General features: G+C 68.4%; 12 protein-coding genes. 7 read left to right on the top strand and 5 right to left on the bottom strand.

The window, feature by feature from the left end:
• Positions 1 to 96 precede the first annotated feature (96 nt).
• From ACEN8G_RS14110 to ACEN8G_RS14090, 5 genes are all read left to right on the top strand, one after another.
• Entirely contained in the window at positions 97 to 978 is an 882-nt protein-coding gene (locus ACEN8G_RS14110) for a LysR family transcriptional regulator (protein WP_413415870.1), read from the top strand.
• A gap of 93 nt (positions 979 to 1071) precedes the next feature.
• The gene (gene dgcN / locus ACEN8G_RS14105; protein WP_413415869.1) at positions 1072 to 2106 is read left to right on the top strand and encodes an N-acetyltransferase DgcN; all 1035 of its coding nucleotides are present in this window, start codon (positions 1072 to 1074) and stop codon (positions 2104 to 2106) included.
• Positions 2064 to 3050, top strand: a complete 987-nt coding sequence (dgcA, locus tag ACEN8G_RS14100) for an N-acetyl-D-Glu racemase DgcA (RefSeq protein WP_413415868.1) — start codon at positions 2064 to 2066, stop codon at positions 3048 to 3050. Before dgcN ends, dgcA begins: the two co-directional genes overlap by 43 nt.
• A complete protein-coding gene (locus ACEN8G_RS14095; protein WP_413415867.1) occupies positions 3047 to 4612 on the top strand; it encodes an N-acyl-D-amino-acid deacylase family protein in 1566 nt (521 codons plus the stop codon). The genes dgcA and ACEN8G_RS14095 overlap by 4 nt, the downstream gene beginning before the upstream one ends.
• A gap of 112 nt (positions 4613 to 4724) precedes the next feature.
• Positions 4725 to 5966 carry a dicarboxylate/amino acid:cation symporter gene (locus ACEN8G_RS14090; RefSeq protein WP_413415866.1) on the top strand — a complete coding sequence of 414 codons (1242 nt, stop codon included), beginning with the start codon at positions 4725 to 4727 and terminating at the stop codon, positions 5964 to 5966.
• Positions 5967 to 6104: 138 nt separating this feature from the next.
• On the opposite strand, the gene ACEN8G_RS14085 is transcribed toward ACEN8G_RS14090, so the two are convergent.
• On the bottom strand, positions 6105 to 7361 hold the full coding sequence (locus ACEN8G_RS14085) for an amidohydrolase family protein (RefSeq protein ID WP_413415865.1): 1257 nt from the start codon (positions 7359 to 7361) through the stop codon (positions 6105 to 6107).
• A gap of 8 nt (positions 7362 to 7369) precedes the next feature.
• Complete coding sequence (locus tag ACEN8G_RS14080; RefSeq protein ID WP_413415864.1) at positions 7370 to 9385, bottom strand: alpha/beta fold hydrolase; 2016 nt, start codon at positions 9383 to 9385, stop codon at positions 7370 to 7372.
• 122 nt (positions 9386 to 9507) lie between these two features.
• Here ACEN8G_RS14080 and dacB point away from each other — a divergent pair, with 122 nt between their 5' ends.
• A complete protein-coding gene (dacB, locus tag ACEN8G_RS14075) occupies positions 9508 to 10947 on the top strand; it encodes a D-alanyl-D-alanine carboxypeptidase/D-alanyl-D-alanine-endopeptidase (protein ID WP_413415863.1) in 1440 nt (479 codons plus the stop codon).
• 89 nt (positions 10948 to 11036) lie between these two features.
• Here dacB and ACEN8G_RS14070 read toward each other — a convergent pair whose 3' ends face one another.
• Positions 11037 to 12224 carry a dipeptidase gene (locus tag ACEN8G_RS14070; protein ID WP_413415862.1) on the bottom strand — a complete coding sequence of 396 codons (1188 nt, stop codon included), beginning with the start codon at positions 12222 to 12224 and terminating at the stop codon, positions 11037 to 11039.
• A gap of 69 nt (positions 12225 to 12293) precedes the next feature.
• Here ACEN8G_RS14070 and ACEN8G_RS14065 point away from each other — a divergent pair, with 69 nt between their 5' ends.
• Positions 12294 to 12719, top strand: a complete 426-nt coding sequence (locus tag ACEN8G_RS14065) for a hypothetical protein (protein ID WP_413415861.1) — start codon at positions 12294 to 12296, stop codon at positions 12717 to 12719.
• On the opposite strand, the gene ACEN8G_RS14060 is transcribed toward ACEN8G_RS14065, so the two are convergent.
• Both ACEN8G_RS14060 and ACEN8G_RS14055 read right to left on the bottom strand, forming a co-directional pair.
• A complete protein-coding gene (locus ACEN8G_RS14060) occupies positions 12716 to 13720 on the bottom strand; it encodes a serine hydrolase domain-containing protein (protein ID WP_413415860.1) in 1005 nt (334 codons plus the stop codon). The genes ACEN8G_RS14065 and ACEN8G_RS14060 overlap by 4 nt on opposite strands.
• A complete protein-coding gene (locus ACEN8G_RS14055) occupies positions 13717 to 15261 on the bottom strand; it encodes a permease (RefSeq protein WP_413415859.1) in 1545 nt (514 codons plus the stop codon). The genes ACEN8G_RS14060 and ACEN8G_RS14055 overlap by 4 nt, the downstream gene beginning before the upstream one ends.
• Positions 15262 to 15300 lie beyond the last annotated feature (39 nt).

The raw sequence follows: 15300 nt of genomic DNA, 5'->3' as shown, positions 1-15300 counted from the left end.
CCGTCACCCCGGCCTTCGCGGGGATGACGAAGGCAATGGGACAATTGCCCCAATCCGGGTCTTTCGCTTTTCGCAAACCGCTATACTCTGCACGCGATGAACCTGCGGCACATCGAGATCTTCCACGCCGTCTATGTGAACGGCTCGGTGAGCGGGGCGGCGCGCGCGCTCAACGTGTCGCAGCCCTCGGTCTCCAAGATGCTGCGCCATGCCGAGAGCCTGCTCGGCTTCCAGCTGTTCCACCGCACCAATGGCCGGCTCGTCCCCACCGAGGACGCGCACACGCTGTTCACCGAAGTCTCGGAGATCCAGGACCGCGTCTATGCGCTGCGCGAGGCGGGGCGGAACCTGAAGCGCGGCGCCGGCGGCATGCTGCGCATCTCGGCGCTGCCGAGCCTGGCGCTCAACGCGCTGCCTACCGCCGTCTCGCGCTTCATGCGCAATCACGAGGGCGTGCGCTTCGACCTGCAGACCGTCCATCACGACGACCTGCTGCGGAAGCTCTATGAGCGCGAGACCGATGTCGCGATCGCGTACGAGGTGCCCCACGCCGCGCCGATCGGCCATCGCTGGCTGGGCGAGGGCGAGCTGGTGGTGCTCTACCGTGAGGAGGACATGCCCGACGCGCCGCCGCGCATCGAGCTGGACCGGCTGCGCGGCCGCCCGTTCATCAGCCTCGCCAATTCGGGCCCGATCGGCCAGCTGTTCAGCCAGGAATGCGCGCGGCTCGAGCTCGATCTCGACGAGGTGATCTCGGCGCGCACCTTCTACATCGCCACCGCGCTGGTCGCGCAGGGGGTGGGGATGACGGTGGTCGACAGCTTCACGGCGCAGGCCTCGCTCGTCCCCGGCCTGTCGATGCGGCCGCTCAAGCCGCAGCTCACCTTCGACGTCCATGCGATGTTCCTGCTCAACCGGCCGCCCACCGCGCTGGCCACCGATTTCCTCAAGACGCTCGCCAAGGTGATCGACGCCTGAGGGCGCGCAGGCACGTGCCATAACGACAGGCTATGCCGAGCGGCGCACTCGCTATGCGCGGTGCCGGTGGCGGGGCGATAGCGTTATCACCCAATGATACCGGCACCTTACCTCCTTTACCTCGGTCACAGCACCGATTTCGTGGGCATCAAGACGTCGCGCGGCCTCGCCGAGTTCCGGCGGGGTGATTGCGTGGGCGAGTTCCGCCACGACGATTCCACCCTCACGCTCGGCCTGCCGCGCATGACCATCGCGGAAGGCGCGGCGGCGGGGGCGAGGACGCTCGTGCTCGGCATCGCCAATTCGGGCGGCGTCATGGGCGGCGACCTGGTCCGCGATGCGATGGCCGCGCTCAATGCGGGGATGAACATCGCCGCCGGCCTGCACCAGCGGCTGCGCGACGTGCCCGAGCTGGCCGCGCTGGCCAGGGAGAAGAACCTGCAGCTGTTTGACGTGCGCGATCCGCCGGCGGACATGAAGGTCGGCAATGGCTATGCCCGGGCCGGCCGCCGCATCCTCACCGTCGGCACCGATTGCTCGGTCGGCAAGATGTACACCACCATCGCGCTCGCCGATGCGCTCAAGGCGCGGGGCGAGAAGGCCGATTTCCGCGCCACCGGCCAGACCGGCATCCTGATCGCCGGATCGGGCGTGCCGATCGACGCGGTCGTCGCCGATTTCATCTCGGGCGGGATCGAGGCGCTGGCGCCCGAGCGCACCGACGGCGGCTGGGACGTGATCGAAGGCCAGGGCTCGCTGTTCCACCCGAGCTTCGCCGGCGTCTCCACCGGCCTGCTCCACGGCGCCCAGCCCGAGGCGCTGGTGCTGTGCCATGATCCGAGCCGCAGCCATATGCGCGGCCTTCCGGGCCGGGCGCTGCCGGGGCTGAAGGAATGCCTGGAGGCCAACCTCCAGACCGCGCGCCTGACCAGCCCGAACGTCCGCGCCGTCGGCGTCTGCCTCAACACCTCCCGTATGGAGAAGGACGAGGCCCTGGCGCTGTGCCGCCAGATCGAGGCCGAGCTCGGCCTTCCCTGCACCGATCCGATCGCCTTCGGGGTCGAGGCGATCATCGACGAATTGCTATGCAGCGAACCCTCTCGGTCCGCCACGACCGCTTCGCGCTGACCAGGCCCTTCCGCATCTCGCGCGGGGTGAAGACCGAGGCCGATGTGGTCACGGTCACGATCCATGCGGGGGATGTCGAGGGCTGGGGCGAGGGTGTGCCCTATGCCCGTTATGGCGAGAGCGTGGAGAGCGCGCGCGCCGCGATCGAGGGCATCCGCCCGGCGATCGAAGCGGGGGCGGGGCGCGAGGAGCTGCTGGCGCTGCTGCCGGCCGGTGCCGCCCGCAACGCCATGGATTGCGCGCTCTGGGACCTGGAGGCGCGCCTGGCGGGCACCAGCGTGGCGGCGCTGATCGGGGCACCCGAGCCGGGCCCGATCGCCAGCGCGCTGACCATCGTGATCGACACGCCGATGATGATGGGCTGTGCCGCCCGCCGCCTCGCCCATGTGCCGTTGCTCAAGGTGAAGGTCGACGCGCGGTTGCCCGATGCCCAGATCCGCGCGGTCCGCACCGGCGCGCCCGATGCCAGGCTGATCGTCGATCCGAACGAAAGCTGGGACGCCACGCTGGTCGAGGCGATGCAGCCGGTGCTGGCCGAGCTGAAGGTCGACCTGCTCGAGCAGCCGGTCGCCGCCGAGATCGACGCCTGCCTCGAGACGTTCCGCCCGCTGGTGCCGATCGCGGCGGATGAATCGATCCACACCAGCGCGGAACTGGAGGTGATCGCACGCCGCTATCAGGTGGTGAACGTCAAGCTCGACAAGTCCGGCGGCCTCACCGAAGGCCTGAAGCTCGCGCAGGCCGCTCGCGAACGCGGGCTCGGGCTGATGACCGGTTGCATGGTCAGCTCGTCGCTGTCGATCGCCGCGGCGCTGCACATCGCCCGTATGTCCGATTTCGTCGATCTTGACGGTCCCATCTGGCTCGCCAAGGATCGCCCGGGCGGTATCGAGGATCGCGATGGCACGCTCTATCCGCCACTTCCGGGATTTTGGGGAACATGATGAAGACCGCGCTGCTGCTGGGGATCGCCGCCATCTCGCTGGGCGCCGCCGCGCCGGCCTCGCCGCAGAAGGTCGATCTGCTGATCCGTGGCGGCACGATCTACACCGGATCGGACGCGCCGTTCATCGGCGATGTCACGATCAGCGGCGATCACATCGTCTCGGTAAGCAAGCGCGCCAACGTGGTTGCCGCGCGGGTGATCGATGCGAAGGGCATGATCGTGGCTCCCGGCTTCATCGATCCGCACACGCATATGGGCGATGACCTTGCCTCGGACGACCAGGCCAGGCGGCTGGTCCCCGCCTTCCTGATGCAGGGCGTCACCACCGCCTTCATCGGCAATGACGGCGGCGGCGATCCCGATGTCGCCAAGGTGCTGGGCAGTGCGACGGCCAAGCCGGTGGGCATCAACTATGCGAGCTGGGTCGGCTTCGGCGCGATCCGCGAGAAGGTGGTGGGCGAGGACAATCGCGCGCCGACGCTGGGAGAGATGGCCAGGATGAAGGGGCTGGTCGCCGATGCGATGTGCCACGGCGCGCTCGGCCTCTCGACCGGCCTGTTCTATGCGCCGCAGAGCTTCGCCAAGACCGAGGAGGTCATCGAGCTTGCCAAGGAAGCCGGCAAGCGCGGCGGCAGCTATGACAGCCATATCCGTGACGAGAGCAGCTACACGGTCGGCCTGGTCGCCGCGATCGACGAGGCGATCCGCATCGGCCGCGAGGGCGGGCTGCCCGCGCATATCAGCCATATCAAGGCGCTCGGTGTCGACGTGCAGGGCCAGGCGCCCAGGATCATCGCGATGGTCGAGGCCGCGCGCGCCCGCGGCGAGAAGGTGACCGCCAACCAGTACCCCTGGTCGGCATCGGGCACGAGCCTGGTCGCTTCGCTGGTGCCGCTCTGGGCGCAGGACGGCGGCCGCCCGGCGCTGCTCAAGCGCTTCGACGATCCGTCGCTGACCCAGAAGATGCATGACGGCATGGTCGAGAACCTGCGCAAGCGGGGCGGTGCGGACAAGCTGCTGATCGTCGAGGGCAAGTACAAGAACCGCTATCTCGACGCCGTCGCCAAGGAGATGAACCTGGCGCCGGTCGATGCCGCGATCGCGGTGATCCGCATCGGCGATCCCGGCACCGTCTCGTTCAACCAGAGCGAGGCAGACATCGCCGCCTTCATGAAGCAGCCCTGGGTGATGACCGGATCGGACGCCTCGGGCGGCCATCCGCGCGTCTATGGCAGCTTCGCGCGCAAGTACGACAAGTACGTGAAGACCGATCACGTGATCACGCTGCGCCAGTTCATCGAGCGCAGCTCGTCGCTGACCGCCGACACCTTCGGGCTCACCGGGCGCGGGCATCTGCGCAGCGGCGCCTTTGCCGATGTCGTGGTGTTCGATCCCAGGACCTATGCCTCGCGCGCCACTTACGAGGATCCGGCGCAGCTGGCCGCGGGCGTGCGGACAGTGGTGGTCAACGGCGTGGTCGCAGTCGACAAGGGCGCGATGACCGGCAAGGCCGCAGGCCGCGCGCTGGCGCACAAGCCGACGCCGGGTACGTGCGGCTAACAGACAAGAGCCCGCCCGCGCTCCTGCGAAAGCAGGAGCCCAGGCCAACGGGCGGATCGTTTTGGGCTCTGGGCTCCTGCTTCCGCAGGAGCACGGTGGAGGGGTGGGTAGCATGAAAACTTGGTTCGCGATTGCTCTATGGAAGCGCGTCCTCGCCTTCCTCGCACTCGGCGTGGTCTTCGCGCTGGTGGCGCCCCAGGCGACGCCCTATGTGCAGTTCATCGGCGACCTATTCGTCCGCGCGATCCGCATGCTGGTGGCGCCGATCGTGCTGGTGACGATCGCCTCTGGCATCACCACGCTCGCCGATCCCAAGCGGCTCGGCAGCCTGGGCGGGCGCACCGTCGGCATGTTCGCGCTGACCACCTTCATCGCCGTCTCGATCGGCATGCTGGTCGCCGCGATCGTCCAGCCCGGCATCGGCGCGCCGCTCGGCACTGCCCAGGCGCATGTGCTCGGCAAGCCGGTCACGCCCTACGAGCAACTGATCAACATCATCCCCACCAACATCTTCGATGCGCTGGCCAAGGGCGACATGCTCGCGCTGATCTTCACCTCGATCCTGATCGGCTGCGGCACGGTGGTGGCGGGGGAGGCGGGCAAGCCCTTCGCCAATTTGCTGCAGTCCACCTCCGCTGTCCTTCTGCGCGTCGTCGGGCTGGTGATGGAAGCGACGCCCTTCGGCGTGTTCGCGCTGATCGCCAATGCGGTGGCGGCGAACGGCGCGGCGGTGTTCGTCCATGTCGGCTGGCTGGCACTGGCGGTGGTGCTCGGCTCGCTGCTGCAGATGCTGGTGGTGCATAGCCTGCTCCTGCGCTTCGTCGCCCGCCTGCCGCTGCTGCCCTTCTTCCGCGGCATCGTCGATGCGCTGGCGGTGGCCTTCTCGACCGCTTCGAGTGGCGCGACGCTGCCGGTGGCGATGCGCGTCTCCGAGCAGAATCTCGGCATCGGCCGGCCGGTCTTCTCGACCGTGCTGCCGCTCGGCGCGAGCATCGGCAAGGACGGCACCGCGATGTATGTCGGGCTGCTCTCGATGTTCGCCCTCCAGGCCTTCGGCGTGCACCTGACCCCGACCGTCTATGCGACCGTGCTGCTGACCGGCGCGCTCGCTGCCTTCGGCACGGCGCCGGTGCCTTCGGCCTCGCTGTTCATGCTGGCGGCGGTGCTGAGCGCGGTCGGCGTCTCGCCTGAACAGACCGCTCTGGTGGTCGGCTTCGTCCTGCCCTTCGACCGGTTGCTCGACATGACCCGCACGGTGCCCAGCGCGAGCGCGAACCTCACCGTCGCCACGCTGGTGGCGCGCTGGGAAGGGGAGCTGGACGAGGAAGTCTACAAGGCGGCGGATCTGGCGTGATCCATAAATCCTCCCCCGGAGGGGGAGGGGGACCGCCGAAGGCGGTGGAGGGGGCTTGCCACGGGCGACACCGCCTGCGGCGTTCCTCCACCACCGCCTTCGGCGGCGGTCCCCCTCTCCCTCCGGGAGAGGATTGAGTCAGTCCAGCGAAACCTCTTTGCCCGCCACCCACACCCGCTTCACCGAATACAGGTCCCGGAACCTCACGTCCGGCGTGCCGCCGGTCAGCACCAGGTCGGCCCGGGCGCCCTTGCGGATCACGCCTTCGTCCTTCCGTCCCATGATGCCCGCGCTCACCTTCGTTCCCGCCTCGATCGCCTCGGCCGGCGTGAAGCCCAGCTCGGTCAGGATGCGCATCTCGCGCAGCGCGCCGAAGCCCGGATAGACGCCCTCGATCCCGGTATCGGTGCCCACGCCGATGCGGATCCTGGCCGCCTTAAGCCGGCGGATATTGTCGCGCATGATCGACCAGCGCCTGCTGTCGTAAGGCGCGATCGCCTCGCTTTTGGCCCGCCGCGCCGCCTCGCGCGCCTGCTGCTCGGGGGTGAGCAAGGCGAGCTCCTCGGGCGCCAGCACCCGCGCCTCGAGCGGCTCATAGGTCGCCAGCGTGGCGACATAGGCCATGCGGTGCTTCTTCATCAGGCGGATCAGCTCGTCGTCGACCAGCGCGTCGCCCACCCCATGCGCCACCGAGTCGACGCCCGCCCGCGCAGCGATCTTGGCGCCCTCCAGCGTCACCGTGTGCGTCAGCACCTTGATGCCCGCCTTGTGCGCATCCGCGACGATCGCGGCCAGGGTCGGCTCGTCCATGCTCGGCCGGTCGGGCCGGTCCGGGTCGCCATAGCGCCAGCCGTCGTTGAACACCTTCACCATGTCGGGCTTGAACACCAGCGCCCCGGCCATCGCCGCATGCGCCTCGGCCGGCGTGGTGACCTGGATCGTGATCGAATTGGTGAACTGGCTCTCGGTGCCATGCCCGTCGGGCACGCCGAGCCGCACCGCCAGGGTGAGGCGCGGCGTATCGGCCTGCAGCGCCCGGATCCCGGCCATCATCGCGCCCGAGACCGAGAATTCGTTCACGCTGGTCACGCCCGCGCGCAGATAGGGCAGGTAGAAGCGATGGAGCGACGCCGCGTCGGTAAACGCCTCGCGCCGTGTATGGATGTGCAGGTCGTGCAGCCCGGGGATCAGCGTCATCCCGGTCGCGTCGATGACTTCGGTGCCCTCGGGCACGCGCAGCTTCCTGCCGACCCGCGCGACCTTGCCGTCTTCGATCAGCACGTCGGCGATCTTCGCCGGCTTGCCGGTGCCGTCGAACACCCGCGCCCCGTGGATCAGCGTCGCGCGCTCCTGCGCCTGTGCACTGCCCGCTCCGGCCATAGCCGCCACTGCCATCAGCCACCTCATTTCAGATGTCCGTCGAAGAAGGAGATGGTGCGGCGATAGGCGGTGAGCCAGTCGGCATAGCGGAAGAATTCGTGGCGCTCATTGGGGAAGACCAGCTCCTCATGCGGGATGCGGCGGGCCAACAGCTCGCGGGCGAGCAGCAGCGACTGGCCGAAGTCGACATTGCGGTCGTCGTCACCGTGCACGAGCAACACCGGCGAGCGCCAGGTCTCGATCGATCCCATCGGCGAGCTTTCCCACTGCTTCTGGCGCACCGCCGCCTGCCGGTCGGGCGCGACGCTGTTGTCGACATTGCGGAGCAGGGTGTGGACGCCGTGGAAGTCCGCGCCGGCCTTGAACAGGTCGCTGTTCCGCGCCAGCGCCAGCGCGGTCAGATATCCGCCCCAGCTGCCGCCCCAGATGCCGATCTTCTCCGGCGCCACGTCCTTCTGCGCCGCCAGCCAGCGCCCGCCGGCGAGCACGTCGCGATACTCGCTGGCGCCGTCGCGGGCGATCTCCGGGGCGTCGCGGAAGGCCTGTCCATAGCCGGTGCCGCTGCGGTAATTGACCGAGAGCACCGTATAGCCCTTCGCCGCCAGCGCCTGGTTCATCACATAGGCGTTCGAATAATATTGGCTGTGGTGGAAGCCGAGCACCATCTGGCGGCGCGGCCCGCCATGGACGAAGATCAGCGCCGGGCGCGGACCCTTGCCGCGCCCACGGAACAGCTGGCCATGGACGGTCACACCGTCCGCAGCGGCATAGGTCACCGCCTCGGGCTCGATCGCGCCCTTCAGCTCGGCGACTTCACCCAGCGGCGCCAGCGCCTTGGCCAGCACCGGATGCGCCGGGTGGCTGGCATCCGCGCCGATGCCGGCGAGCTGCCCGCCGGCGAAGAGCGGCAGGCTCTCGCTGCCCTTGCCATCGGTGATCCGCTTTGCCGCGCCGCCATTCGCCGGCACCTGCCAGAAATGCCGCCGGTCGGCCTCGTCGGCATTGGCGGCGAAGGTCACCACGTCGTCGGCGCCGAGGAGGAAGGTCTCGACCTCGAACTTGCCCGGAGTCAGCTCGCGCGGCTCGCCGCCCCTGGCCGCATCGATCGCATAGACATGGAGGAAGCCGGTCCGCTCCCAGGGGAAGAGCAGCTGGCCAGCCTTGCTCCAGTAGAGATTATGCTGGCGCGTGCCGTAATAACGCCCGCCCATGCCCTGCGGCGCGGTCCAGACCGTGTGCGCCTTGCCCGTCGCCGCATCGGCGACCCGGAGCGACCAATAGGGGCCGCCGTCCCGCGCCGCGCCCGAAGGTGGGTCGAGATACTGGATATAGGCAACCTGCGTGCCGTCGGGCGACAGTGCCGGCTCGACCGAATAGCCGAGCGCCGGCTCCATATAGGTCAGCTTGCCGCCGTCCACGTCGAGCAGCGCGACGAACGCATGGTCGTTGCGATTGTCGACGAAGAGCAGCTTGCGGCCGTCCGCCGTCCATTTCAGGTCGGTCACCTCGCCGGGCACCGTCGCGATCCGCGCCGCCTTGCCGCCCTGCCACAGCCACAGCTCGCCGCGCCGGGTGAAGGCGATGCGCTGCCCGTCGGGCGAGAAGATGGGCAGGTGTCCGTCTCCTACGGCCAAGGGATCTCCGCCCTCTTCAACGACGAACACCTGCTGCCCCGGCGTCGAGATTGCCGAGGCGGTATTGGGAATCTTGCCGTCGGGGAACTCGTCGTCCCCGCCGCGCACGAAGGCGATGCGCCGTCCGTCCGGGCTCAGCGCCAGGTCGTAGAGCATCATGCCGTCATCCTCGGCATAATGCGTCACCTGCCGGGCCTTTTGCCCCGTATCGGCCACCCAGAGGTTACGCGTGCCGGCGCGGTTCTCGACCCAGGCGAAGCGCGGCACGTCGCGCGCACCCGCCATCTGGCTGGCGGTGGGCAAGGCGAGCGCTGCCGCCAGGTCGTCGGTCTGGGCCAGCGCCGGCGCGGCAAGGGCCAGCGTCACGGTGCAGCTAAGGGTGAGGGCGGTCCGCATCATCTTCATTACGCCAGCGTGCCGGGCCTATGTTGCCCAAACAATGCTGGCATGCGCGGCGGTTATGCCCGGGCGACTCCTCTGAATGATCGCGGGTTTGCACTGCGTCCGGCGAGAGTTACGCTTGCGGCATGAAGCATATCGCCCTCGGCATCGCCCTTGTCCTCGCCACGCCGGCGCTCGCTCAGCAGACGCTGGAGCAGCGCGTCGCCGCCAAGCTCGCCGAGGCGCCCACCGGCACCCGCTTCGGGCTGGTGGTGGTCGACGATACGGGGAAGGAGATCGTCGCGATCAACCCGGACGGGCGCTTCATCCCCGCCTCGAACACCAAGATCTATACGACGGCGGCCGCCTTCGCGAACCTGCCCGGCATCAACCAGCCCGACACCATCGGCGGCGCCACCGTGGCGCTGCGGGGCGAGGACGTGGTGCTGCGCGGGCGGGGTGACGCCCGCCTGTCGAGCGCCGACGACTGCACCGTCGATTGCCTCGCCACGCTCGCCGATGCGATTGCCGCGAAGACAAAGCATGTCCGCAACGTCATCGGCGACGACACGCTCTTCCCCGATCAGCGCTGGGGCCCGGGGATGAGCTGGAACAACATCCCCAGCTCCTCGGGCACCGGCGCCTCGGCGCTCACCCTGGACGACAATGAGCTCAAGCTCACCATCACCCCGGCCAAGGCAGGCGAGCCCGCCAAGGTCGATCTCTGGCCCTATTTCACCGTCGACAACCAGGCCAGGACGGTGCCGGGCGCCGAGACCGAGCTGGGCTGGGACCGCGATCCCAACGGCAAGCAGCTCCGCATCACCGGCACGATCGGCGCCGATGCCAAGCCGAAGAGCTGGCAGCTCGGCATCGACGATCCCGCCGACTATGCCGCCTGGCGCCTCAAGGTGCTGCTCGAGGCGCGCGGGGTGAAGGTGAAGGGCCAGGTCCAGGTCCGCCACCGCGCGCTCACCCCGCAGGACGATCCCGATTATCGCGCCAAGAAGGGCCTGCCCGTGGTCCAGGCCGCGCCGGGCGAGCCGGTCCTTGCCGGCCTGACCCCGCCGCCGCTCGCCGAGGACCTCAAGCACGTCAACAAGGTCAGCCAGAACCTCCATGCCGAGCTGACCCTGCGCCGCGTTGCGTCGCTGCAGGGCAGCGGCTCGATCGCGGACGGCATCGCGCAGGTCGAGAAGATGCTCGGTGCCGCCGGCGTGCCGCGTACTGCCTGGGACTTTTCGGACGGCTCGGGCATGTCGAGCTACAACCGCGTCGCGCCGCGCGGCACGGTGAAGCTGCTGCGCTGGATCGCTGCCCAGCCCTGGGGCGCGCAATATCGCGAGACGCTGCCGATCGGCGGCGTCGACGGCACGCTGCGCAATCGCTTCAAGGGCACCCCGCTGGAGGGCAGGGTCTTCGCCAAGACCGGCACGCTCAACGCCACCAACGCGCTGGCCGGCTATTTCACCGGCGCGAGCGGCCGGACCTATACCTTCGCCTTCTATGCCAACGACGTGCCACGCGACGCGAGCGGGACGAAGTACATGGACGACGCGCTGAATTTGGTGGCGGCGGGGAATTGACCTAGCCGTCACCCCGGCGAAAGCCGGGGTCTCAGGCCGCATCGCGCCGCCGCATGAGATCCGGCTTTCGCCGGGATGACGGTTATTCTTTACTTCCCCTTCGTTGCCCAGTCCTCCGCCTGCTTCAGCACGCGCAGCACGTTGCCGCTCCAGATCTTCTCGATGTCTGCATCCGAGAAGCCCTCGCGGCGCAGCCGGGCGGTGATCTTGGGCAGCGCGGTGATGTCTTCCATACCGCGCACGCCGCCGCCGCCGTCCCAGTCGGCGCCGATGCCGACATGATCGACGCCCATCACGGCGATGCAGTGGAGCAGGCTCTTCATGAACAGCTCGAAATCGGCGCCCTGATAAGGGTTGGTCGCGTCCGCCTTTGCCTTGTCGGCGATCAGCTTCTTCTGCTCGGCATCCGAGAGCGCGTGCCAATTGTCCTGGCGGTCGGAGATCTTGTTGCGGGCATCGTCATGGTCGCCCTCGACCAGATAGACGCTGTTGACCTGCAGCACGCCGCCCGCCTTGGCGAGCTTGCGCATGCGCTCGTCGTCCAGGTTGCGCGGGTGGTTGAAGATCGCGCGCGGACCCGAGTGCGAGGCGATGATCGGCACCTTGGACAGTGCCAGCGCCTGGTCGAACACATCGTCCGACGAGTGGCTCACGTCGATCACCATGCCCAGCCGGTTCATCTCGGCGACCCATTGCTTGCCCAAGGGGCTCAGGCCGTTCCACTGCTTCACCTTGTCGGTGGCGCTGTCACCGAACTGGTTGTTGCGGAAATGGATCGGCCCGGCGAGCCGCACGCCCTGGTCGTGATACCATTTGAGCAGGGTCAGGTCGGTGCCCAGCGGATAGCTGTTCTCGATCGACTGGAAGACGACGCGCTTGCCGGCCCTGGCGATGCGATAGGCGTCCTCCGGCGTGGTCGCGAGCTCCATCTTGTCGCTGTTCGCCGCTACGACGCGCTGGATCCACATCTCGCGGGTCAGCGCGGCATCGCGCGCCTTGGCATAGCCTTCGGGGGTCAGCGGGCCCTGGCCGGTGTAGATCACGAAGAAGCCGCCATCGAGCCCGCCCTGCTCCATGCGCGGCAGGTCGATCTGGCTCTTGTCGAAGTCGCGGTCGTGCCACTCGTCGAACTTCCAGCCGGGATGCTCGAACAGCTCGGGGGTGTCGAGATGGGTGTCGAGCACCAGCATCTGCTGGTGCGCCAGCCGGTCGGCCGGGGAGGGGGTGTCGCCATCGGGCCCGGACAGGGCGATGGCGAGGGCGAGGAGAGACAGCATGATGGGAACTCCTGTTTTCCAAAAAGCTTAGTGCTGGATTCCGCGGCTTGCCATCGGCAGCCTGTATCCATGATCGTTCGTCTGATTCTCGCGCTTGCCGCGCCGCTCGCCATGGCGGTGCAGGACGTACCCCCCAGATCGGGGGAGGAGCCGACCGTTGGCACGGTCTGCCTTTGGGCGATCTACAATACGCTCGATCAGGTTGGTAAGCGCTGCCACTCTGGAGAGGATGCCGCGCTCCAGGCCTTCGTCGCGGAAGGCGCGGGCCGTCTCGATCGCGTCCTGATCGACAAGGGTGGCTTGACCGAAGCGCAGCTCGACAAGTTCAAGCGGGAGCAGACCGGTACCGACATGCCCGATGCGGAGTTCTGCAAGGCTGAGGGGCCGGGCGGCTTCTATGGGCCGGCCCGTAGCCAGGACATCGATGGCATGCGCCGGGACCTTGAAAAGGTCCTCGCCCGGCCGGGAAAGCCGGTCTGGGGGGATTGCCTCTAGCATGCGTCGAACGCTTCGATGACGGCATCCCCCGTCGCGGGGCGCAGCACGAAGATGCCGCTGTCGAAATGGCGCGTCGGGTGGACGCGGTTGGTGAGCAGGGTCCAGGCGAGCCCGCGCTCGAAGTCGATCCACAGCCCGGTGCCGGTGAAGCCCGTATGCCCGATCGTCTCGTCCGAGCAGGCCTGGCCGCCCGACCAGCCGGCGAACTTGCGCTCCCAGCCGCAGGTGCGGTGGCTGTATTGCGGGGTGCGGATCGCCGCGAGCATGGTGTCCGAGAAGCTGCCGCTCAGCACGCCCTGGGCGAAGTCGAGCACCCCGGCGACGGTGCCGAACAGCCCGGCATGGCCGGTCTGCCCGCCCATCGCCCGGCAATTCTCGTCATGCACCTCGCCCCTGAGCACGCGGTTCTGCCACATGCAGCGCTCGGTCGCGACGGCGGGGCCAGGGGGCGGGCCGTAGCTGAGGCCGGGGCCGAGTGGCCATTCGCTTAAGGGTGCGCCGGTCACCCGCTCGATCCCGATGCCGAGCAGCAGGAAGTTGATGTCCGAATAGACCGGCTCGGCAATGTGCTTCCATTCGCGCTGCAGCACGAAGGCGCGGAGGCGATCCGGATCGTCCCCATAAGTGTAGATCGGCTCGACCGCGGGGAAGAGCGTGCGGTGGGCCAGGCAATCCCTGAACGTGAGCGTGCGCTCATAGGCGCCGGCCACGTCGTACTGGCGCAGGTCCGGGATCGCCGTCGTCAGCGGCGCGTCGAGATCGATCCGCCCTTCCTCGGCGAGCCGCAGGATCATCGTCGTGGTCGCGATGACCTTGGAGACCGAGGCGAGGTCGAACCAATGGTCGAGCGTCAGCGGCTCGGGCTCGGGGACGAGCGCAGCCATGCCAGTGTGGGTCACCCAGCGCCGCCCGTCCGCGGCGACCACGCCCAGCGTCGCGCCCGGGATGCGGCCCGAGGCGACTGCGTCCGCGGCGGGTGCGAAAGCGGCCTCGATCATGCCGTCACCGCCTCGCCGTCCGGCCGCGCCTTCGCCCGCACGATGAACGGTACGAAGATCAGCGCCGCGACGCTCATCGTGCCGGCCATGATGAAGAAGCCGTCATAGCCGATCGCCTTCTGGAACACGCCCGAAAGCCCGGCGAGCAGCCTGGGGATCAGGAAGGCGAGCCCCGAGAGCAGCGCATATTGCGTACCCGGGAAACGCGGGTTCACCAGCATCGACAAATAGACCACGAACACCGCGCCTTCGAATCCATGCCCAAACTGATCCAGCGCCATCGCCAGATACAGGTCGAAATCGCCCGCGGTCACCTGCACGCCGAGCAGCGAGAACCATACCGGCCCGCCCGGCGCCTGATAGGCGAGCCAGGCGAAGATCCAGTTGCTCAGCGCCGACATGATCGCGCCGATCACCAGCGCCCAGCCCATCGGGGCCTTGGCTGCCAGCCAGCCGCCCAGCGCCACGCCGAGCATCGAGGAGAGCAACGCCACCGCGCCATCGGCGACGGCGATTGCCTCCAGGCTATAGCCCAGCGCGTTGAACAGCGGGTGGGAGAGGGTGAGCGCCATCACGTCACCCATCCGGTAGACCGAGACGAACAGCAGGATCGGGATCACCACCAGCCCGTAGCGCCAGGCGACGTTGAGATAGGGGGCCAGCGGCGAGGTGGTGAGCAGCCGGTGGTTGCCGGGCAAGCCCTTGATCCAGGGTACCGCAACGCCGAGCGCGACGAAGGGCAGCAGCGCCACCGCGAACACCCAATATTTGACGATGTCCGGGTTATCGAGCCCGACCGATCCCATCGCGGTGAGCAGCGTCCAGCCGACCAGCGCGGTAATCACCAGGCTGCCGGCGAGCACCACCGCGCTCGCCAGGATGCCGGTGACAAGCGCCGTCGCCCGGCCGCCGCCATGCCCGCCATCGGGGCGCATGCAGGCGAGGATCGGGAAGGGGAGGAAGGCAGCCGCCGCGATCACCAGATAGGCGGTGGTCCAGTCGCTCTTCGCGGCGATGTAGATCGCCCCGCTGCCCGCGGCGACCATCGCGCTGCGATAGCCCCACAGGTTCGCCGCCACCATTGGGCCCTGCTGCTCGGCGGTCGGCGCCAGCTCGATGCGCCAGGCGTCGGCGGCGACCTCCAGCGTGGTGGTCCAGAAGGCGAGCAGCACCGCGAACAGCGCGGTCACCTGCAGGTTGGCGTCGGACGAGGTGAACGCCATCGCCACGGTGGAGAGGAAGATGCCGAGCTGGGAGAGCATGATCCAGCCGCGGCGCTTGCCCCAGAAGCGCCCGAAGCCGGGCACGTCATACTTGTCGAGCAGCGGCGCCCAGGCGAATTTGAAGGTCGGCAGCAGCGCCACCCAGGCGAAGAAGCCCACTGTCACGATGTCCACGCCATGCTTGGCCAGCCGCAGCAGCAGCACCGCGTTGAACATGTAGAAGGGCAGGCCCGCGGCGAAGCCGAGCAGCAGGTACAGCGCGAGCCTTCCGAAGCCCGGGCGGATCGCCGGCGTGGCGGGACTCGGAGCTTCAGTCACGCGGCGTCACGGGGTGAAAACGGGTCATGAAGGGCCTTC

The organism is Sphingomonas sp. Sphisp66 (genome assembly GCF_047324325.1).
Lineage (GTDB): Bacteria > Pseudomonadota > Alphaproteobacteria > Sphingomonadales > Sphingomonadaceae > Sphingomonas.
The sequence above is the reverse complement of the archived record's forward strand: the minus strand, read 5'-3'. Positions and strand labels throughout refer to the sequence as shown.

Bases quoted from the DNA above. Each gene is read 5' to 3' on its own strand.
- ACEN8G_RS14110 (WP_413415870.1), top strand. From the start codon at position 97: ATGAACCTGCGGCACATCGAGATCTTCCACGCCGTCTATGTGAACGGC.
- dgcN (WP_413415869.1), top strand. From the start codon at position 1,072: ATGATACCGGCACCTTACCTCCTTTACCTCGGTCACAGCACCGATTTC.
- dgcA (WP_413415868.1), top strand. From the start codon at position 2,064: ATGCAGCGAACCCTCTCGGTCCGCCACGACCGCTTCGCGCTGACCAGG.
- ACEN8G_RS14095 (WP_413415867.1), top strand. From the start codon at position 3,047: ATGATGAAGACCGCGCTGCTGCTGGGGATCGCCGCCATCTCGCTGGGC.
- ACEN8G_RS14090 (WP_413415866.1), top strand. From the start codon at position 4,725: ATGAAAACTTGGTTCGCGATTGCTCTATGGAAGCGCGTCCTCGCCTTC.
- ACEN8G_RS14085 (WP_413415865.1), bottom strand. From the start codon at position 7,361: ATGGCAGTGGCGGCTATGGCCGGAGCGGGCAGTGCACAGGCGCAGGAG.
- ACEN8G_RS14080 (WP_413415864.1), bottom strand. From the start codon at position 9,385: ATGAAGATGATGCGGACCGCCCTCACCCTTAGCTGCACCGTGACGCTG.
- dacB (WP_413415863.1), top strand. From the start codon at position 9,508: ATGAAGCATATCGCCCTCGGCATCGCCCTTGTCCTCGCCACGCCGGCG.
- ACEN8G_RS14070 (WP_413415862.1), bottom strand. From the start codon at position 12,224: ATGCTGTCTCTCCTCGCCCTCGCCATCGCCCTGTCCGGGCCCGATGGC.
- ACEN8G_RS14065 (WP_413415861.1), top strand. From the start codon at position 12,294: ATGATCGTTCGTCTGATTCTCGCGCTTGCCGCGCCGCTCGCCATGGCG.
- ACEN8G_RS14060 (WP_413415860.1), bottom strand. From the start codon at position 13,720: ATGATCGAGGCCGCTTTCGCACCCGCCGCGGACGCAGTCGCCTCGGGC.